The sequence below is a fragment of the Streptococcus sp. F0442 genome (assembly GCF_000314795.2).
GTDB lineage: Bacteria > Bacillota > Bacilli > Lactobacillales > Streptococcaceae > Streptococcus.
The window spans coordinates 331,112-349,831 of the sequence record NZ_KB373314.1 but is presented as its reverse complement, the minus strand read 5'-3'; the positions used below and the strand labels follow the sequence as shown (position 1 = coordinate 349,831).

Sequence of the window (18,720 nt, the reverse complement as noted above, 5' to 3'; positions counted from 1 at the left end):
TGTATTTACCTTTTCTATTATAATGAATTAAATCGAAAAAGTAAATAGAAATCCCTGATAAATGTTAAAAAAGATGAATTCGATATAAATCAGATTTTTGATTGAAATTTTATTTGCATTTCCTTTACTTTTTGAGGGAAAAGTTCTAATATGAAAGCAGATAATTCATGGAGGTTGGAGTATGATTCGTACTGTTCAAGTCAAAGATGCAGGCCAAATTAGAGATTTATGTCACCAAGCATTGGGGTATGATTCTACCCTTGAGAAAGTGGCGGCTCAGATCGAAAAATTCAATCTGCCAGACTCGGGTCACTTTTGCTTTGTTTATGAAGAGGACCAAACAGGCACTATTCTTGGTTATGTCGAAGCAGAGGCCTATGAGAGTGTATATAGCGATTCGGGTTTAAATGTTTTAGGACTTGCTGTTTTTCCTTCTGCTAAAGGACGTGGGATTGGTCGCCAATTGATGGAGCGAGTTGAAGAATTTGCCAAAAGCAGCCATTATGCTTTTATTCGTTTAAATTCTGCATCTCATCGAAAAGAAGCCCATGTCTTTTACGAACGAATAGGCTATGATGGAAATAAAACGCAGAAGCGATTTTTGAAAATAATGGATTAAGATAGGCAAAGGCCTATCTTTTTTGTTATAATGAAGAGTACGATTAATTTTACTAGGAAGATGATTATGCCAAATTTTGAAGAATTAAAGAAACGACAAGAGAAGATTCGGAACTTCTCGATCATCGCCCATATTGACCACGGAAAGTCAACCTTGGCCGATCGAATCTTAGAAAAAACCGAAACCGTGTCTAGTCGGGAGATGCAAGCCCAACTCCTAGATAGCATGGACCTGGAACGGGAACGTGGAATCACTATTAAGCTCAATGCCATCGAGTTGAACTACACGGCTAAAGATGGGGAAACCTATATTTTCCACTTGATTGACACTCCGGGACACGTGGACTTTACCTATGAGGTTTCGCGTTCACTTGCTGCCTGTGAGGGTGCCATTCTCGTAGTGGATGCCGCTCAAGGGATTGAAGCCCAGACTCTAGCCAATGTTTACCTTGCTTTGGACAACGATTTGGAGATTCTGCCAGTTATTAACAAAATTGACTTACCAGCTGCAGATCCAGAACGTGTGCGCACAGAAGTAGAAGATGTCATCGGCTTGGATGCCAGTGAAGCAGTCCTAGCTTCTGCCAAGGCTGGTATTGGGATTGAAGAGATTTTGGAGCAGATCGTTGAGAAGGTTCCTGCTCCGACAGGTGATGTTGAAGCGCCACTTCAAGCCTTGATCTTTGATTCCGTCTATGACGCCTATCGTGGGGTTATCCTTCAGGTACGGGTTGTCAACGGGATGGTCAAACCAGGCGATAAGATCCAGCTCATGAGTAATGGAAAAACCTTTGATGTGACTGAGGTTGGGATCTTTACTCCTAAAGCAGTTGGTCGTGATTTCCTTGCGACAGGAGATGTTGGTTATATTGCAGCCTCTATCAAGACCGTTGCAGATACCCGTGTCGGGGACACTGTGACCTTAGCGACCAATCCAGCAAGTGAGCCACTACATGGATACAAGCAGATGAACCCAATGGTCTTTGCAGGTCTCTATCCGATCGAATCCAATAAATACAATGACCTTCGTGAAGCTTTGGAAAAATTGCAATTGAATGACGCTAGTCTTCAATTTGAACCGGAAACTTCTCAAGCTCTTGGGTTTGGTTTCCGTTGTGGTTTCTTGGGACTTCTTCATATGGACGTTATCCAAGAGCGCTTAGAGCGTGAGTTCAATATTGACTTGATCATGACAGCACCGTCTGTTATCTACAAGGTCAATTTGACAGATGGCGAAGCACTAGATGTGTCTAACCCGTCTGAGTTTCCAGATCCAACCAAGATCGCTTCGATCGAAGAACCTTATGTTAAAGCACAAATCATGGTGCCACAAGAGTTTGTCGGAGCTGTCATGGAATTGGCCCAACGCAAACGTGGGGACTTTGTGACCATGGACTACATCGATGAAAATCGGGTTAATGTCATCTATCAAATCCCACTGGCGGAAATTGTCTTTGATTTCTTTGATAAATTGAAATCCTCTACTCGTGGCTATGCTAGCTTTGACTATGAGTTGTCTGAATATCGTCCATCTAAATTGGTTAAGATGGATATTCTCCTCAATGGAGATACCGTCGATGCCCTCAGCTTTATCGTTCACAAGGACTTTGCCTATGAACGTGGGAAGTTGATTGTTGAGAAGCTCAAGAAGATTATCCCTCGTCAACAGTTTGAAGTGCCTATCCAAGCAGCCATCGGTCATAAGATCGTAGCCCGTACAGATATCAAGGCTCTTCGTAAGAACGTCTTGGCCAAGTGTTATGGAGGGGACGTCTCACGGAAACGCAAGCTTCTTGAAAAACAAAAAGCCGGTAAGAAACGGATGAAAGCTATCGGTTCGGTAGAAGTACCGCAGGAAGCCTTCTTGTCAGTTCTGTCAATGGATGAAGAATAAGAAAGAAAGTGCCCCCCTAGAGGGCACTTTTGTTTTATGTTTGATATTAAAAAGAAATGAACGGGATTAGTGGGCTTGGATCAGATGTGACACTTTTCCTATTTTAAAATACCCTCATTCATGGTAGACTAGAAGTAGAAAACGTTCTCAAGGAGGTTGATCATGAAACATAAATTACTAGTCCCATCCCTTACGATTCTTTCTGCCTGCACACTAATGGCCTGTAGTCACACCACTAAAAAAGATACAGCAGTTTCTTCTGCAAAAGAAAGTAGCAGCAAAGTCGAAAAGAAAACAAGCAGTTCTTCATCAAAGGATGCTCCATCTAAAAAGGAAAGCAAGTCAACTCAGGAAACCAAGCGGATTGGAAATGCCGATTATGGATATATCGATATTCCAAGTAAATGGATCAAGTTTACGGATCTTAGTGGGGTTGAGGGGGTCCAATACACAGATGGAAGTGCCTATAACATTGTCACCTTGAACAGCTTTACGCGGGAAAAAGCCAAAGCTCCTGCTGATATCGAGTTTAATGCTGAATTTCTAGCCAAGAAACTGGCCGTTATGTGGCAAGATAACCAGGATGTTGATAAGATGACGGGAGCGCGGACTAAAGTCGCAGGTCTGGACGCTTACCAGCTTCAAATTGTCATGAAATCTGGTCAATACCTGATTACTTGGATCTTCCAGAAGGGTGAAAAAGTTTATACCATTTCTTTTGAAGGGGATGCAGAAACGTTGAAAACCTTTATCCCATACATCGAAGACACTTGGAGTCTGGATGGAACAGGTGCCGTAACGGATTGATGAAGTGAGGCTAGAATCATTTCTAGTCTCTTTATACTATAGAAATCGCACTTTCAAATCCTAAAAAATCATGGTAGACTAGAGGAAAGAAAATTCATCATTGAGGAGAGAATATGAAAAATAAGTTCTTACTCGCGTCTGTTACGTTTTTGTCTGTTGTAAGTCTTTCTGCTTGTACTAGTCCGAAGAAAGTGTCTAAAAAATCATCATTGGATACTAGTTCCACTCATGTGGTGAAAGAGACTACAAAATCAAGTAGCAAGGTAGAGAAAGAAATATCGGATAGTGATAAGGAGGATGTGAAAACTAAACGAATCGGTTCAGCAGATTATGGTTACCTCAATATCCCGAGTGACTGGAAAAAGAATGATAGTATCCAAGTCGGAGATAATATTCAGTATACAGATAAAAACGCCTTCAATATTATTGTTTTAAATGCTGCCAATAGAGAAAAAGCAAATGTCCCCGAAGGAGTGAAATTTAATGCCGAGATGATGGCCCAAAGATTTGAGACTAGGTGGAATGACCCTAAACTTGTTGAGAAAATGATAAAATCTACAACGACCGTTGGAGGAAATGAGTCGCTTAAAATACATATTTTTCTCAAGTCAGGCTTGCAGGTTGCTGGTTGGGTATTCCAAAAAGATGATAAGGTTTATTTGATTGTTGTTGAAGGATTTGAGAAAACAATAACTCAATTTACACCTTATGTCGAAGACACTTGGAGCTTAGACGGAACAGGTGCTGTAACGGATTAATCAAGTGAGATAGATCGCTGGATCTATCTTTTTTCATAGTCTTTGTGGTATAATCTTTCTATTGTTTAGAAGAGGAAATAGAGGATGACACAGGAAATTGACTTAGAAAAATACCATCAGTTAGCGCTCCAAAAGCAAAAGGAGCATCGTAAGGTATTGGCGAATCTGAAAAAGAAGCCACCTAAGAATTTAGATAAAATAGCGCAAGAAATTCACGATGAAGTCTTTCAAGAAATTGATTGTACGGCTTGTGCCAATTGCTGTAAGACCCTAGGACCCGATTTTAAGGAAGCAGATATCACGCGCATCGCCAAGTATTTCAAAATGAAACTGCCTGCTTTTGAGGCGGAATTTCTTCAAGTGGATGAAGATGGCGACAAGGTTTTTAAATCCATGCCATGTCCTTTCTTGGGTGGTGATAATCTCTGTTCTATCTACGATGTTCGTCCGAAAGCCTGTCGGGAATTTCCTCATACAGATCGCAAGAAGATCTACCAGATCAACCATCTGACCATCAAGAATACGCTGACTTGCCCAGCAGCTTATTTATTTGTAGAAAAATTGAAGGATCGTTTGTAATGGCATACACATTTTTACTATTTGACCTAGACCACACCTTGTTAGATTTTGACACAGCGGAGGAAGTGGCTTTAACGCAATTCCTCCAAGATCAGGGGGTTCAAGATATTCAAGCCTTTAAGGATTACTACAAACCCATGAACCAAGGGCTCTGGAAAGATTTGGAGCAAAAGAAGATTAGCAAGAAAGACTTGATTAACAGCCGGTTTGCCATCGCATTTGCTCATTTTGGTAGAGAGGTAGATGGTGAAGAGATGGCCTTGCGCTACCAGGACTACATTAGTCAACAGGGACAGAGTTTTCCAGGAGCAGAAGACTTACTGGCCAAATTAGTAGAAAAAGGTTACCTGCTCTACGGTGCTACCAACGGCGTTACCGCTATTCAGCAAGGGCGTTTAAAGAAATCTGCCATCACCCCTTATTTCAAAGAAATCTTTATCTCTGAACAATTAGGGACTCAAAAACCGGAACCGGCCTTTTACGAAAAGATCGGTAACTTGATCCCAGGATTTGCCAAGGAGCAAGCACTCATGATTGGGGATTCTTTGACGGCGGACATCGCTGGAGGGAATGCTGCGGGGATTGATACTGTCTGGTACAATCCAGATCATAAGGATAATACCAGTCCAGCCGTTCCGACATATGTTGTTTCTGACTATCAAGAACTACTGGCTATCCTTAAGTGAAGATTTATTTTAAACTAGCTCTCAAGCTGGTTTTTTGTTATTATGGAATAATGAATATAATAAAGGGTAACATCAAAAAATGGTTTCTCTATCTGCTTCGTGCATTGTTCACAGGGGTCGCTCTCTTGATTTGTTTTCTCTTTTATTTTACTAATCAAGAAGAAAAAGAAATCCAAGAGCAAATTTCTGGTTTTTATCAGGAAGCGGGATTTAAAGGAGACCTACATTTTAAAGCAGCTGAACTCCATGGGATGTCGACCAAATATGCCTATAGCTATCAAGAAAGGGTTGAGGGAAAGACGGTCCAGTTTGACTTTCCCTATGCGACTCATCTATCAAAAGAAGAAACTGGGAAAAACTATGACACGGCAGGAGAACTGGCTCAACATTACAACAGTTGGTTAGTAGCCCCGTTTTTTGAAAGAGGCTTTACGGAATCTCAAGGGTTTCAACAATTAAAGCAAGAGATAAAAGAGCGATTTCATCAACAAGGCCTCGAGGTAAGTGAGGTTGATCTCAACTTACCAATCCAAAATCCCGATTTTGAAGATCAATTGGCAACAGACTTACTGGCTGCTGAAAAAGCTGGAGAAACAGAACTTCGAGGGATTCTGAACTTGGATTATGCTACCTACCGCCAAATTAAGGGATTTTCCTTTACCATTACAGTGACTTCCCTCGCCAAAGAATTTGAAGGGAAGCACTTGGATATATCTGGTCTTCCTCCTGGGAACTATGTGATTGAATCGGCTTCCAAAAATGAAGAATCTTATTACTTTGAGATCAATTAAAAAATTTTTAATAGTGTCAAGTTTTTTTCTTGACAGGTCTATGAAATGTGTTATAATAGATCATGTGCTAAATAGCTTGTCTATTTCACCGAAAATTAAAATATAGAAAAGAGACTTATAAAAATGGCAGTTAAAATTCGTTTGACTCGTATGGGTTCTAAGAAAAAACCTTACTACCGTATCAACGTAGCAGATTCACGTTCACCACGTGATGGACGTTTCATCGAAACAGTTGGAACTTACAATCCACTTGTTGAAGAAAACCAAGTAACTTTGAAAGAAGACCGCGTTCTTGCATGGTTGGCTGATGGAGCTCAACCTTCAGATACAGTTCGTAACATCCTTTCAAAAGAAGGTGTTTTGAAGAAATTCCACGATTCTAAATTCTCAAAATAATCATAAAGTAGGTTGATGTATGGATACGATTGAAAATCTTATTATTGCAATTGTGAAACCTTTGATTTCACAACCGGATGCCTTAACCATCAAGATCGAAGATACTCTGGAATTCTTGGAGTACCACCTTGACCTTGATCCTAGCGATGTTGGTCGTGTAATCGGTCGAAAAGGTCGCACCATTTCTGCGATAAGAACGATTGTCTACTCTGTCCCAACTGAAGATAAAAAAGTAAGAATCGTTATTGACGAAAAATAAAAAGGCGGGACTTGGTCCTGTTTTTTATTAGAAGGAGAAGGAATGAAAGAAGTGACCATTCAGCAATTACAAGCCTATTTAAAAGAATATTACAAAGATAGTCGTACGGAAGAAGGTCTGTTTATCAAGCTCGTCGAAGAGGTTGGGGAAGTTGCCGAGGTCTTAAATGGTCGTTCTGGACGAAAAGAAGGGGTTCAGGACTCAAATGAGGAATTGGCCAAAGAACTGGCTGATATCATTCACTATACAGTCGCTATCGCAGCTATCAATGACATCGACCTCACTAAAACCATCTTTGAAAAGGATAAAACAGCAGCTGTCAAATACCAGCACGAGAAGGATTTGGAGCAGTTTCTAGCAGAAAAGAGCATTTGAGAAAATCCCTTGAACGTGATAAAATAGAGTGAATAAACTACACTGGAGAAATCATGAATTATTTTAACGTTGGGAAAATTGTCAATACCCAAGGCTTACAAGGTGAGATGCGGGTCTTGTCTGTGACAGACTTTGCGGAAGAGCGCTTTAAAAAAGGAGCAGAGTTGGCTCTCTTTGATGAAAAGGATCGTTTTGTCCAAACGGTAACCATTGCTAGTCACCGCAAGCACAAGAACTTTGATATCATCAAGTTTAAGGATATGTACCATATCAATGCCATCGAGAAATTCAAAGGCTTTAGCCTCAAGGTTGCGGAAGAAGACTTGACGGATTTGGAGGAAGGCGAGTTTTATTACCATGAGATCATCGGCCTTGATGTATACGAAAATGACCACCTGATCGGTCAGATCAAGGAGATCCTGCAACCAGGTGCCAATGATGTCTGGGTAGTCAAACGAAAAGGCAAACGAGACCTTCTTTTGCCTTATATCCCACCTGTGATCCTCAATATTGATATTCCAGGAAATCGGGTGGATGTAGACATCTTAGAAGGGTTAGACGATGAAGATTGATATTTTAACACTCTTTCCAGAGATGTTTTCGCCTTTGGAGCATTCCATCGTCGGAAAGGCGCGTGAAAAGGGACTTCTCGAGATCAACTACCATAATTTCCGTGAAAACGCGGAGAAGTCACGTCATGTGGATGATGAACCCTATGGTGGCGGGCAAGGCATGCTCTTACGTGCTCAGCCCATCTTCGATGCCTTTGATGCCATCGAAAAAAAGAATCCGCGCGTGATTTTGTTGGATCCTGCTGGTCGGACTTTTGACCAAAGTTACGCAGAAGAATTAGCTCAAGAAGATGAATTGATCTTTATCTGCGGTCACTATGAGGGCTACGATGAGCGGATCAAGACCTTGGTAACGGATGAGATTTCACTGGGGGATTATGTACTGACAGGTGGGGAACTTGCGGCTATGACCATGATTGATGCGACAGTCCGCTTGATTCCAGAAGTGATCGGCAAAGAATCCAGCCACCAGGATGATAGTTTCTCGTCTGGTCTTCTAGAATACCCTCAATACACACGGCCTTATGAATACAGAGGAATGACAGTTCCAGATGTTCTCATGAGTGGACATCATGAAAATATCCGTCAGTGGCGCCTCTATCAGAGTTTGAAAAAGACCTTGGAGCGTCGCCCTGACCTGCTAGAAAACTACGAATTGACAGCAGAAGAAGTGAAGATGTTGGAACAAATTAAACAAGAAGACTAACAGCCTTAGCTATTTTAGATTGAAGACAAAGTCATATAAAAAAACTTTCCTTAGGTGAGTACGGACGTCAGCGAACTTCTTAGAAGTTCCATGACTAATTATTGAGCCTAGGGTCTCAATAATTCCGAGTGCCTGAAACATTATTGTTTCAGGCACTTTTCTCACGGCGGAAAGTTAAGGTATTTTCTTGAATCGATTTAAAAATTGGAACTCATTTTTTTTGCAAAATCGCTTAACTTACTTTACTTAAAAGTAGTTTGTCTACATTCTGTAGCAGCCTGTGCTGTTTTTCTTTTGCCCTAAAATTTTATTAAAAAATCTCTTTCAACCTACTAGTTATTAGTACCAAAATGTGGTATGCTAAGGGGAGATAAACTTCAAGAAAAAAGATCAGGTTTTGGGGGTGAGTTTCATTGGGAAAGAAGTTAGGAAAATCGGTTTTTACGACAGGAGTTGCGGCGACAACGGTACTGTCTGGAATGTTTCATCATAAGGCTAGTGCGGAAGAGGTCAAGCAAAATGAAAATGCTGAAACCAATAGCACTGAGGTAGTTGAGAAACCTATTACAGTCGATGAATTGAAGCAAATTACGGCTCAAAAAGGTCAAGTAGTCAAAGATGTCCACTACCAGGAGCAAAAAGTGATTGACGCTCAGATGGATGTCAGGGCAGCCGGTCAAGAGCTAGAAGAAAAGAAAGAAGAAGTGACGGAGGCGGAAAACCTCATCGCAACGACTTCAGATGCACAAGTTCAAAATGCAGAAAATGGGGTTAAGGTAGCCCAAGCTTATGTCACCATCGAAGAAAATAAGGTTCGAGAAGCAGAACTTGCACATGATCAAGTCTTAGAGGCCGTTCGTCAGCAGGAAAATCAAGTCACCGCTCAGGAATCTTTGGTCGATGTGGCAGAGAATGAGTTAAAGCAAGCCAAGATGCCGATTTCTAATGATGAGAACGTCCTGGCCCAGGCCTTGGTGGAGCAAAGTCAAGTCGAGCAAAGTATTCGAGAATCTCAATATTATCTGGCAACCTTGCAAGAGAGTCAGCAGAATGGGTCTGACACAGTGGCTCAAATTGAGAGTGACATCCAACTCGCCCAAACGCGACTCACAGATTTGAAGGCCGTCATTGCGACAAAAGAAGCGGAGTTGGCAGCCTTAGAGCAAGCAGCGGCTAATAGTCCAGTTCAATTGAGCCAAGCGACTTACGAAGGCTACTTGCAACACTTAGCAGACAATGGCAATGAAGCTGCAGCAAGTGCCTTAGCCTTCTATAAACGTGGGCGGGAAGAAGATGGCATAACAGTGGGAGACTCTGGTTCACTCCAAGCCAATTTGCGGGCTCTTGAAATCGCAGATGCTATCAATGCATATCGTCGCAACGCAGGTCTTGCTGAATTAGAGCTGGATCTCTATTCCCTCCCTGCTAGCCAAGTGCAGCTGGAATACTTTAAAAAGGCCAACTGGCATATGTTTAAGTATTTGCCAAACGAAAACATCGCTTATGGCTTCTCGCCTGCTGGTGCAGTTGACTTTTGGTACAATGAAAAAACGGCTTACCAAGAGGTAGCAGCTCAATACGGTCTGCCAACAGATGAAACACAGATTGATGCCAATGACATCTATATGAAGATCGGAGCTGAAGCCTTTGCTAAGGTTGGTCATTACCTGCAAATGATGGACAACAAAGCCACTGCTTTATCAGTCGCTTATGATCCGAGCAAGGCTATGTCAGAAGCGGCTTTCATACACAGCCCAGTCACCTCAGCTGTATCAACAAGTGCTCTTGCTTACCAGTTGCGCCAGGGAGCTGGTGCTACGACGACGAGAGCAGATGTCAAAGCGAAGTCCGATGAAGTAGCCAATCTTAAATTGGACAAGGCCAATCTAGAATCTCAAATCATCATCTTGCAAGGGAAGTTAGAGGATACCCGCCATTCCAATTCGAATGTGGAAGTCGAAGTGGCCAATGTACAAAAGGCCATCCAAAATTACAAACTTCTTCTTCTTAGCAAGGACCATGCGGTCGAAAAAGCGAAAGCTACACTGGAAGTATCTCGAGGTCGGATTGAGTCGACCATTCATCCGAAAGAAGTCGCTCTTCAAAAAGCGCAAGACCTGTTAGCAGCTGCGCGTGAGAAATTGAATCTTTTGAAAGCAGAAGAAGCAGAAAAAGCACAAATTGTTGAGGAAGCTCACGAGGGCTTAAAGGCAGCTCAAGAGCGTCTGGTTGCTGCGGAAAAACGTCTTTCTGACGTCCAAAATGCTCCAGACTTATTGGTGAAAGCCCAGTCTGTTTTGGCAGCTGCGGTGGCTAATCTTGAGCATAAAAAGGATAAATTAGAAGCAGAATTCAACACCCTTCAATCCTATCAAGGTATGGTTGAACACTTGAATTCTCAATATGAAGATTTGGCGTCACGTATGGATCCAGCTATTTTAGAAGCAGCAGATATGCCGATGGATATCCGATCAAGCAATCCAACAACCTTCTCAGATAGACCTGCAGTTCTTCCAACTCACACTAATAGTCCGCAAGTGCAAGCACCAAAAGCTACTCCGGCTCCAAAACAAGAAGCCAAAGTAGAAGAAATCAAACCCAAAAAAGAAAACAGCCAAGCTGTCACAGGATCGGATTCATCCAAATATGCAGCAGCAACAACAGGTGTAGTCGTTGGGCTACTTGCCGGATTGTTTGGTTTCAAGAAAAAGAAACAATCTTCAAATAATGATTAAGACATACTGAGAATAGAGTGGATGCTTAGACACTTTATTGCTTAAAATCTTCAAAGAAAATTTATGAGGGTGGGAAAAGAACTCTTTTAACAAAATGAGTTCTTTCCTGCTCTTTTTTTATACGCTTTTGGAATTTTTGAAAGAAAATGATAGAAAATGATAAAAAAGTGTTGACATTTTTTGAAGAAAGAGTATAATGGTTCTTGTAATCGATTGCAAAAGGAGGAGAAATGCTCAAGTCTGAACGAAAACAATTTATCCTCGAAAAGGTATTAAAGGAAAAATTTGTTTCCTTAGAAACCCTTGTACATGAGTTGGGGACGTCTGAATCAACCGTTCGGCGAGACTTGGATGAGCTAGAAGCTGAAAGCAAACTTCGCCGGGTTCACGGCGGTGCGGAAAGCCTGCATTTTCTTCAAGAGGAAGAAAGTAATAAAGAAAAATCTATCAAAAACATTCAAGTTAAGTCAAAGATCGCTGTAAAAGCGGCGGAATTGATCAAAGATCATGATGTGATCTTTATCGATGCTGGGACGACCAATGAACTTTTGGTACAAGAAATTGTCAATCCAACGGTAACTGTGGTGACCAATTCGATTCACCATGCGACCAAGTTGGTCGAGCGAAATGTTCCGACGGTCATCATCGGTGGAAAGGTAAAATCTTCTACAGATGCAAGTATCGGAGGGATCGCGCTCAATCAAATCGGTCAGTTGAATTTTGACAAGGCCTTTCTTGGGATGAATGGAATCGATGATGAATTTTACAGCACTCCAGACCTGGAAGAAGGATCTGTCAAGCGTGCGATTATCGAAAATGCAAAAAAAACCTATATCCTAGCGGATGATTCAAAAATTGGAGTGACATCCTTTGTAAAAGTGGCTCCGATCAAGCGAGCCATGATTATCACCAATCAATGTGAACCGCAACGATTAAAGGTTTTAAAAGAAAAAACGGAGGTTATAGAGGTTTGATTTATACAGTAACACTGAATCCAGCCATTGACTACATTGTCCGTCTGGATCATGTAGAGACCGGGGCGGTCAACCGGATGGCTTCGGAAGATAAATTTGCCGGTGGTAAGGGAATCAATGTCAGTCGTGTCTTGAAGCGGCTCGATATCGAGAACACAGCGACTGGATTTATCGGTGGTTTCACCGGACGCTTCATTGAGGACGTACTGACTAGCGAAGCTATTTCAACCAACTTTGTGACAGTGGACCAAGATACACGGATCAATGTCAAGATCAAGGCCGATGAGGAAACCGAGATCAATGGGAACGGCCCAGAAGTGACGGAAGCGCAGTTGCAAGAACTGCTCAAGATTCTTTCTAGCTTAACAGCAGAAGATGTGGTGGTCTTTGCAGGATCTGCCCCATCTTCACTTGGAAATACCATTTACAAAGAATTGATCGCAGCAACTCGTGCGACAGGTGCACAAGTCGTTTGCGACTTTGAAGGGGAAACTTTGATTGATTCCTTGGAGTTTAATCCGCAATTGGTTAAACCAAACAACCATGAGTTGGGAGCTATTTTTGGCGTGACCTTGACGGAATTGCCAGAAATCGAACGCTATGCCAAAGAAATCTTGGCCAAAGGAGCACAAAACGTCATTATTTCCATGGCAGGTGATGGTGCTCTCCTTGTCAGTCCAAGCGGTACTTACTTCGCAAAACCAATCAAAGGGCAAGTGAAGAATTCAGTCGGGGCTGGAGATTCTATGGTAGCAGGCTTCACTGGTAAGCTCGCAACGACAGGAGATATCATCGAAGCCTTCAAATGGGGCGTGGCTTGTGGAACAGCGACCACCTTCTCAGATGATTTGGCGACAGTTGATTATATTAAAGAAACTTATGAAAAAGTAGAGGTAGAAAAACTATGAAAATTCAAGACGTTTTAAATAAAAACGTGATGTTGTTTGATCTCCAAGCAACAGATAAAGAGGGTGTGATCAATGAGATGGTCCAATCGCTCGTTGACAATGGTGTGGTGACAGATTTTGAAACCTTCAAGACTGGGATTATGAACCGTGAAGCACAAACTTCAACTGGTTTGGGTGACGGAATTGCTATGCCCCACAGCAAAAATGAAGCTGTCAAAGAAGCAACGGTCTTGTTTGCAAAATCAAACAAGGGTGTGGACTATGCATCACTTGATGGCCAACCAACAGACTTGTTCTTCATGATCGCAGCTCCAGAAGGAGCCAATGACACGCACTTGGCAGCCCTTGCTGAACTGTCTAAGTACTTGATGAAACCAGGATTTGCAGACAAACTTCGCCAAGTAAGCACCCCTGATCAAGTCATTGCAGCCTTTGATGCAGAAGAGCAAGAAGCTGCAGCTGAAGAAGCGAAAAAAGCAGAAGCTGTCAAAGAAGCAGCTTCATCTGACAAACCGCTCATCGTTGCTGTTACAGCATGTACAACAGGGATCGCTCACACTTACATGGCAGAAGAAGCCCTCATCAAAAAAGGTGAAGAAATGGGTGTTACGGTCCGCGTTGAAACAAACGGTGCATCCGGTGTAGGCAACCGCTTGACAGCTGAAGAAATCGCCAAAGCTGAAGGAGTCATCATTGCAGCGGATAAGGCAGTTGAAACAGCTCGTTTCGATGGCAAAAAATTGATCTCTAAACCAGTCGCAGCCGGTATCCGTCAAACGGAAGATTTGATCCAAACCATCTTGGATGGCAAAGCAGATGTCTTCCACGCAGAAAATGCGGTAGAAGCAAGCGCTAGCCAAGAAAAATTGAGCTTGGGTGGAGCCTTCTACAAACACCTGATGAGTGGGGTTTCTCAAATGCTTCCATTCGTTATCGGTGGTGGGATCTTGATTGCCCTTGCCTTCTTGATCGACCAAATTCTTGGGGTGCCTCAAGATCAATTGTCTCAACTTGGTTCATACCATGAATTAGCAGCTCAATTTAAAACAATCGGTGGTGCAGCCTTTGGCTTCATGCTTCCTGTACTTGCAGGTTACATCGGATTCTCCATCGCTGAAAAACCAGGTTTTGTAGCAGGTTTCGTTGCTGGATCCATTGCTAGCTCAGGTTCAGCATTTGGGAACATCGCTTTCGGTGCTGCTAAAGGTGAATTACCAGCAGCCGTATCATCTGGTTTCCTTGGAGCTTTGGTAGGTGGTTTCCTTGCAGGTGGAGTCGTTCTCGTGCTTCGCAAAGCCCTTGCAGGTCTTCCACGTTCACTCGATGGTATCCGCTCGATCCTTCTCTTGCCTTTACTTGGTGTTGGTTTGACAGGATTCTTGATGTTCCTTATCAACATCCCAATGTCAGCGATCAATACATCTTTGAACAACTTCTTGACTAGCTTGTCAGGTAGCTCGGCAGTTCTTCTTGGTCTCCTTGTTGGTGGTATGATGGCTGTCGATATGGGTGGACCAGTCAACAAAGCAGCTTATGTATTTGGTACAAGTACGTTGACAGCTTCAGCCCTTACTAGTGGTGGTTCAACCGTTATGGCGGCCGTTATGGCAGCTGGTATGGTTCCTCCATTGGCAGTCTTTGTAGCAACTGTCTTGTTCAAAGACAAATTTACTGAAGAAGAACGCAACTCAGGTTTGACAAACATTATCATGGGTCTTTCCTTCATCACAGAAGGTGCCATTCCATTCGGTGCAGCTGATCCAGCGCGTGCGATTCCAAGCTTCATCGCAGGTTCGGCTTTGACAGGTGCCCTTGTTGGTCTTGCAGGCTTGAAACTGATGGCTCCTCACGGAGGAATCTTCGTTATCGCCCTTACATCAAATCCACTTCTATACATCGTGTTTGTATTGATCGGTGCAGTCGTAAGTGGTATCTTGTTCGGATTGCTTCGCAAACCTAAAAACTAAATATGATTAAAAGGTTGGGAATGCCAACCTTTTTTACTGCACAAAAACACCAACTAGTGATGAAGTTGCTTATCTCTATAGATTTCGATATGATAGTAGAAAGCAATTTTTATTGGAGGAATAATGAGAAAAATGAAGAAAGTTCTCATTTTGGGAATAACAGTAATTGCCTTATCAGGACTAGCAATCATCAGTTCTCAATATCCAAACTTGTTTTCTATTAATAGCCATACAACAAAGAAATTCGGTCGTAAGGAACAACAGTTAGAAGATGTAAAGAAGCACGGGCAAGAAATCGAAGATTTTGTAAAATCGTTAAGTCCTAAAGTTGAATCTGTCCAGATTGCTTGGGATGAAACGCAATGGGATGAGATAGGAAATGGTACGCCACAAGGAGGTGGCGAAATTGTTATGGTCTATGGAGGATTTAATCATATTCAAAATTCAAGTTGGAGTGTTTTGGTCTATTTAAAAGACGGTAAAAATGGCGAGAAAGATTTAATCGAAGGAATTGGTAGCGGTAGTCCACTGCGTGTAGAAGGAAAACTTTTTGACGAGTAGCCTTCTAAAAAATTTTAGCAATTTATTAGATTTATAATAGAGATGGAAAAAAGATAAATGAAAAAGAAAATAATTATTGCTGCTTCGTTAGTTTTATCAATTGCAGTCGCTGTTTTTGGACTTTTTACCTATCAACACCACCAGAAACAAGAAAAAGCTAAACAAGAACGTGAAAAATATGAGAAATATGACTACTACACCGGTATATGGGAAATCGATTCTTATAAATTTTTGGAGGATGGTGAGGGTGTTGCAGTTCATTGGAAGTCACTGACTCCTGAAGAAGATAAGATTTTTGCTAAGTACCATCCAGATGAAGAAGAAAATTTATTAGGAGCTCATGGAGCATCTAATAAGCGTTATATAGTTCGTACCTATTTCCACAATTCAACCTATAGATGGACACAAAAGTTACCTAAAGAGGACCCAGATGTTTATTTTGCTCTATCTATTTATCGAATTAGAGATCAAAAGTTAGAAGGAAGTCGGGTAGATCTCTATAAGTTGGTGGAAGACTATAATTCGAATTATGTTCCAGAAAAAACAGGTGGTATTGAAGAAATTAACGGTAAAGATTATTTACCGATAAAAGTATATAAATTAGATTCGAGGAATTCAGGGACTAGACAACTTTGGCTAAATCTCGAAACGAAGAAAATTGAGTGGGAGGATTCAAAAGAGCAAAGACATCCGGAAACTCCTTCTGTTGATTTAGGACAATTAAAAGTTACTCTAAAAAATACAACGAAAATATATCGAACCACTAATGCATATGATGACTCATATCAGAATCAACTAACATTCTTTCCTAATAATTTAAGGAGAAGCGTACTGGAAAAGTCTGATCCAAAAGCCTATCAATTACTCCGTAAAAAAGATTCTCAATTATATATTTTGCTTGATGCTAAATTGAATTATGATAGAGTCTATGGTAATGTTCAACAGTTTATTGATTTATATCAACTCTTTGTTCCAGCTAATACAAATCTTTATGAAGGTATTACAATTCCGGCAGAAATGAGTAAAGATGGACAGGTCCATCAAATAAATACTAAAGAAGAGTTTGAAGCTTATTATGATGTGGAAAAGGACAATGAGCTAACCAAGCAACGTAGGGTGTTAGTGGAGCAAAACTAGTTATTTTCTTTTCTAACATAAATATCATCTAGTAATGAAGTTGCAATCTATTCTTATTTCGATACAATTATTATAACTTTTCCTTTTCAAGGAGGACGGATCGTGAAAAAAGGGAAACTGGTCATTCTTTTAGCTATTGCCTCTGTAATAGCAGGAGGTGTGATTATCGCTAGTCAAAAACAAGATATCTTTTCAAATGGTACTCAACAGAACAAACACCATAGTCCCAAAGAGAAGCAACTGGCTTATTTAAAGGATCACGAAAAGGATATGGCTGATTTTGTAAAATCTTTGAGTCCTAAAGTTGATAGTGTTCAGTTTAATTGGGATAGTATGGAAGTTGGTGAAATAGGAAACGGAACTCCTCAAGGTGGCGGGTATATGTTAACATTGGACGGTAGAATCAATAATAATAAGGATACTAAATTTACATTAGGGATTCCTCTAAAACGAGATTCTAATGAAGTTCCTGAGGAACTGGTTATTTATGAAATGCAACCCATAAGAATTTTAAGAGATGGTGGGTGGTTTTTATATGACTAATCGTCATTCAAAAGCCTTTATCTTGTTTTTTCGAGCATGACAAAAGGATAATAAGCCAAACAAGCTAATAATTGATCAGAATTCGTTATCCTCTGTCTAAAGAATGGTCTGGCTTCCCCGGCTTTTTCTTCTTGTACCAACGAAAAAATCACCTCATTCGACATTGGTATCTTGCTCCGAATTATGATATAATAAGCCTATCGCATATTTTTAGGAGAATAAAAATGGATATTCAACGTGAAAAAGAATTTGTCAGCCAATACCACTATGACGCTCGTAATTTTGAGTGGGAAAAAGAAAATGGCATTCCCGAAACAAAAGTAGATGTAAACTTTCAATTAATCAATCGTGATCAACAACAAAACACAACGTCTTTGATTGTGATTTTGAGCTACATGATTGTATTTGACGGCTTTGTGATCAGTGGAACCATCACTCAAATTAACCACTTGTTTGGTCGTTATGTCAATGAACCAAGCGAATTCAGCAAAGACGAAGTGGAAGAATTGGCTCGTCCTTGCTTGGATATGCTCAACCGTTTGACTTATGAAGTTACAGAAATTGCCCTCGATTTACCGGGTATTAATTTGGAGTTTTAATCAATGAAATTAGCAGTGATTACGGATTCGTCTGCCTATTTACCGCAGCACCTTCTCCATCACGACGACTTATTTATTTTAGACATTCCGATCTATATCGATGGAGAATCCTATGTGGAAGGGAAGAATCTGACACACGACGAGTTCTACCAAAAGATGGCTGCGTCTAAGGAATTACCAAAGACTAGCCAACCGAGTGTGGCAGCGTTAGAAGAACTCTTATCTGGTTTGACAGCTAAAGGTTATACGCATGCTCTTGGTCTCTTCTTGTCATCAGGCATTTCTGGATTCTACCAAAATATCCAATATTTGAAGGACGAATTTGAAGGCTTGACCGTCGAATTTCCTGACTCAAAAATCACTAGCGCTCCATTAGGAATGATGGTAGAAGATTGCTTGAAATGGGCTGGTGAAGGTCGTTTATTTGATGAGATTGTGGCCAATGTCCAACACCAGATTGATGGGACCACTGCCTATATTATGGTCGATGATTTGAATCACTTGGTCAAGGGGGGACGCCTGTCAAATGGCGCTGCCATCATTGGTAATCTCTTGAGTATCAAGCCGATCCTTCACTTTAATGACCAAGGTGTCATCGAAGTTTTTGAAAAAGTCCGTACGGAAAAGAAAGCCATGAAACGCTTGGTGGAAATCGTTGATGAAGGACTCACCGGAGGGCATTACCAAGTCTTTATCATCCATGCTAATGTACCTGAAAAAGCCGAAGCGCTTCGTCAGATGTTGGTGGCTGAAGGGGTAGAGGGAGAAATTCCTTTTGCCACCTTTGGAGGCGTGATTGGGACGCACTTAGGTGACCATAGCTTAGCAGTTGGGTATATCCCTATCGTTTAAGGA

The 18,720-nt window shown here is 41.4% G+C and carries 21 protein-coding genes; all 21 read left to right on the top strand.

Features of this window, described 5'->3' with window-relative positions; translation table 11 throughout:
- The first annotated feature begins 181 nt into the window (after positions 1-181).
- The 21 genes from HMPREF9186_RS01825 (at position 182) to HMPREF9186_RS01725 (ending at position 18,717) form a co-directional block, all read left to right on the top strand.
- Positions 182-619, top strand: a complete 438-nt coding sequence (locus HMPREF9186_RS01825) for a GNAT family N-acetyltransferase (protein WP_009731118.1) — start codon at positions 182-184, stop codon at positions 617-619.
- Positions 620-685: 66 nt separating this feature from the next.
- Positions 686-2,512 (top strand): translation elongation factor 4, encoded by a 1,827-nt coding sequence (gene lepA / locus HMPREF9186_RS01820; RefSeq protein ID WP_009731117.1) that lies wholly within the window; start codon positions 686-688, stop codon positions 2,510-2,512.
- A 162-nt stretch (positions 2,513-2,674) separates the two neighbouring features.
- Positions 2,675-3,319, top strand: coding sequence for a hypothetical protein (locus HMPREF9186_RS01815; RefSeq protein ID WP_009731116.1), 645 nt, complete (start codon positions 2,675-2,677; stop codon positions 3,317-3,319).
- A gap of 113 nt (positions 3,320-3,432) precedes the next feature.
- Positions 3,433-4,077, top strand: coding sequence for a hypothetical protein (locus HMPREF9186_RS01810; RefSeq protein ID WP_009731115.1), 645 nt, complete (start codon positions 3,433-3,435; stop codon positions 4,075-4,077).
- Positions 4,078-4,161: 84 nt separating this feature from the next.
- A complete protein-coding gene (locus HMPREF9186_RS01805) occupies positions 4,162-4,656 on the top strand; it encodes a YkgJ family cysteine cluster protein (RefSeq protein ID WP_009731114.1) in 495 nt (164 codons plus the stop codon).
- Positions 4,656-5,342, top strand: a complete 687-nt coding sequence (locus HMPREF9186_RS01800) for a YjjG family noncanonical pyrimidine nucleotidase (RefSeq protein WP_009731113.1) — start codon at positions 4,656-4,658, stop codon at positions 5,340-5,342. Before HMPREF9186_RS01805 ends, HMPREF9186_RS01800 begins: the two co-directional genes overlap by 1 nt.
- A 50-nt stretch (positions 5,343-5,392) precedes the next feature.
- Positions 5,393-6,133, top strand: coding sequence for a hypothetical protein (locus HMPREF9186_RS01795; RefSeq protein WP_037613869.1), 741 nt, complete (start codon positions 5,393-5,395; stop codon positions 6,131-6,133).
- 123 nt (positions 6,134-6,256) lie between these two features.
- Entirely contained in the window at positions 6,257-6,529 is a 273-nt protein-coding gene (gene rpsP, locus HMPREF9186_RS01790) for a 30S ribosomal protein S16 (protein WP_006596292.1), read from the top strand.
- Positions 6,530-6,548: 19 nt separating this feature from the next.
- The gene (gene kphA, locus HMPREF9186_RS01785; protein WP_009731111.1) at positions 6,549-6,788 is read left to right on the top strand and encodes an RNA-binding protein KphA; all 240 of its coding nucleotides are present in this window, start codon (positions 6,549-6,551) and stop codon (positions 6,786-6,788) included.
- A gap of 42 nt (positions 6,789-6,830) precedes the next feature.
- Positions 6,831-7,163 (top strand): MazG nucleotide pyrophosphohydrolase domain-containing protein, encoded by a 333-nt coding sequence (locus tag HMPREF9186_RS01780; protein WP_009731110.1) that lies wholly within the window; start codon positions 6,831-6,833, stop codon positions 7,161-7,163.
- Positions 7,164-7,216: 53 nt separating this feature from the next.
- Entirely contained in the window at positions 7,217-7,735 is a 519-nt protein-coding gene (rimM, locus tag HMPREF9186_RS01775; RefSeq protein WP_009731109.1) for a ribosome maturation factor RimM, read from the top strand.
- The gene (gene trmD / locus HMPREF9186_RS01770; RefSeq protein ID WP_009731108.1) at positions 7,725-8,441 is read left to right on the top strand and encodes a tRNA (guanosine(37)-N1)-methyltransferase TrmD; all 717 of its coding nucleotides are present in this window, start codon (positions 7,725-7,727) and stop codon (positions 8,439-8,441) included. The genes rimM and trmD overlap by 11 nt, the downstream gene beginning before the upstream one ends.
- Before the next feature lie 413 nt (positions 8,442-8,854).
- The gene (locus HMPREF9186_RS01765; protein WP_009731107.1) at positions 8,855-11,176 is read left to right on the top strand and encodes a CAP domain-containing protein; all 2,322 of its coding nucleotides are present in this window, start codon (positions 8,855-8,857) and stop codon (positions 11,174-11,176) included.
- A gap of 230 nt (positions 11,177-11,406) precedes the next feature.
- On the top strand, positions 11,407-12,150 hold the full coding sequence (locus HMPREF9186_RS01760; protein WP_009731106.1) for a DeoR/GlpR family DNA-binding transcription regulator: 744 nt from the start codon (positions 11,407-11,409) through the stop codon (positions 12,148-12,150).
- Positions 12,147-13,058: a 1-phosphofructokinase gene (pfkB, locus tag HMPREF9186_RS01755; protein WP_009731105.1), complete on the top strand. Its 912-nt coding sequence runs from the start codon at positions 12,147-12,149 to the stop codon at positions 13,056-13,058. The genes HMPREF9186_RS01760 and pfkB overlap by 4 nt, the downstream gene beginning before the upstream one ends.
- Positions 13,055-15,025, top strand: coding sequence for a PTS fructose transporter subunit IIABC (locus HMPREF9186_RS01750; protein WP_009731104.1), 1,971 nt, complete (start codon positions 13,055-13,057; stop codon positions 15,023-15,025). The genes pfkB and HMPREF9186_RS01750 overlap by 4 nt, the downstream gene beginning before the upstream one ends.
- 123 nt (positions 15,026-15,148) lie before the next feature.
- Positions 15,149-15,586 carry a hypothetical protein gene (locus HMPREF9186_RS01745; RefSeq protein WP_009731103.1) on the top strand — a complete coding sequence of 146 codons (438 nt, stop codon included), beginning with the start codon at positions 15,149-15,151 and terminating at the stop codon, positions 15,584-15,586.
- A 57-nt stretch (positions 15,587-15,643) separates the two neighbouring features.
- Positions 15,644-16,723: a hypothetical protein gene (locus tag HMPREF9186_RS01740; RefSeq protein WP_009731102.1), complete on the top strand. Its 1,080-nt coding sequence runs from the start codon at positions 15,644-15,646 to the stop codon at positions 16,721-16,723.
- A 162-nt stretch (positions 16,724-16,885) separates the two neighbouring features.
- Positions 16,886-17,266 (top strand): hypothetical protein, encoded by a 381-nt coding sequence (locus HMPREF9186_RS01735; protein WP_414325783.1) that lies wholly within the window; start codon positions 16,886-16,888, stop codon positions 17,264-17,266.
- A 224-nt stretch (positions 17,267-17,490) separates the two neighbouring features.
- Positions 17,491-17,865 (top strand): DUF1149 family protein, encoded by a 375-nt coding sequence (locus HMPREF9186_RS01730; protein ID WP_009731099.1) that lies wholly within the window; start codon positions 17,491-17,493, stop codon positions 17,863-17,865.
- A 3-nt stretch (positions 17,866-17,868) separates the two neighbouring features.
- Entirely contained in the window at positions 17,869-18,717 is an 849-nt protein-coding gene (locus HMPREF9186_RS01725) for a DegV family protein (protein WP_009731098.1), read from the top strand.
- Positions 18,718-18,720 lie beyond the last annotated feature (3 nt).

Bases quoted from the DNA above. Each gene is read 5' to 3' on its own strand.
- HMPREF9186_RS01825 (WP_009731118.1), top strand. From the start codon at position 182: ATGATTCGTACTGTTCAAGTCAAAGATGCAGGCCAAATTAGAGATTTA.
- lepA (WP_009731117.1), top strand. From the start codon at position 686: ATGCCAAATTTTGAAGAATTAAAGAAACGACAAGAGAAGATTCGGAAC.
- HMPREF9186_RS01815 (WP_009731116.1), top strand. From the start codon at position 2,675: ATGAAACATAAATTACTAGTCCCATCCCTTACGATTCTTTCTGCCTGC.
- HMPREF9186_RS01810 (WP_009731115.1), top strand. From the start codon at position 3,433: ATGAAAAATAAGTTCTTACTCGCGTCTGTTACGTTTTTGTCTGTTGTA.
- HMPREF9186_RS01805 (WP_009731114.1), top strand. From the start codon at position 4,162: ATGACACAGGAAATTGACTTAGAAAAATACCATCAGTTAGCGCTCCAA.
- HMPREF9186_RS01800 (WP_009731113.1), top strand. From the start codon at position 4,656: ATGGCATACACATTTTTACTATTTGACCTAGACCACACCTTGTTAGAT.
- HMPREF9186_RS01795 (WP_037613869.1), top strand. From the start codon at position 5,393: ATGAATATAATAAAGGGTAACATCAAAAAATGGTTTCTCTATCTGCTT.
- rpsP (WP_006596292.1), top strand. From the start codon at position 6,257: ATGGCAGTTAAAATTCGTTTGACTCGTATGGGTTCTAAGAAAAAACCT.
- kphA (WP_009731111.1), top strand. From the start codon at position 6,549: ATGGATACGATTGAAAATCTTATTATTGCAATTGTGAAACCTTTGATT.
- HMPREF9186_RS01780 (WP_009731110.1), top strand. From the start codon at position 6,831: ATGAAAGAAGTGACCATTCAGCAATTACAAGCCTATTTAAAAGAATAT.
- rimM (WP_009731109.1), top strand. From the start codon at position 7,217: ATGAATTATTTTAACGTTGGGAAAATTGTCAATACCCAAGGCTTACAA.
- trmD (WP_009731108.1), top strand. From the start codon at position 7,725: ATGAAGATTGATATTTTAACACTCTTTCCAGAGATGTTTTCGCCTTTG.
- HMPREF9186_RS01760 (WP_009731106.1), top strand. From the start codon at position 11,407: ATGCTCAAGTCTGAACGAAAACAATTTATCCTCGAAAAGGTATTAAAG.
- HMPREF9186_RS01750 (WP_009731104.1), top strand. From the start codon at position 13,055: ATGAAAATTCAAGACGTTTTAAATAAAAACGTGATGTTGTTTGATCTC.
- HMPREF9186_RS01745 (WP_009731103.1), top strand. From the start codon at position 15,149: ATGAGAAAAATGAAGAAAGTTCTCATTTTGGGAATAACAGTAATTGCC.
- HMPREF9186_RS01740 (WP_009731102.1), top strand. From the start codon at position 15,644: ATGAAAAAGAAAATAATTATTGCTGCTTCGTTAGTTTTATCAATTGCA.
- HMPREF9186_RS01730 (WP_009731099.1), top strand. From the start codon at position 17,491: ATGGATATTCAACGTGAAAAAGAATTTGTCAGCCAATACCACTATGAC.
- HMPREF9186_RS01725 (WP_009731098.1), top strand. From the start codon at position 17,869: ATGAAATTAGCAGTGATTACGGATTCGTCTGCCTATTTACCGCAGCAC.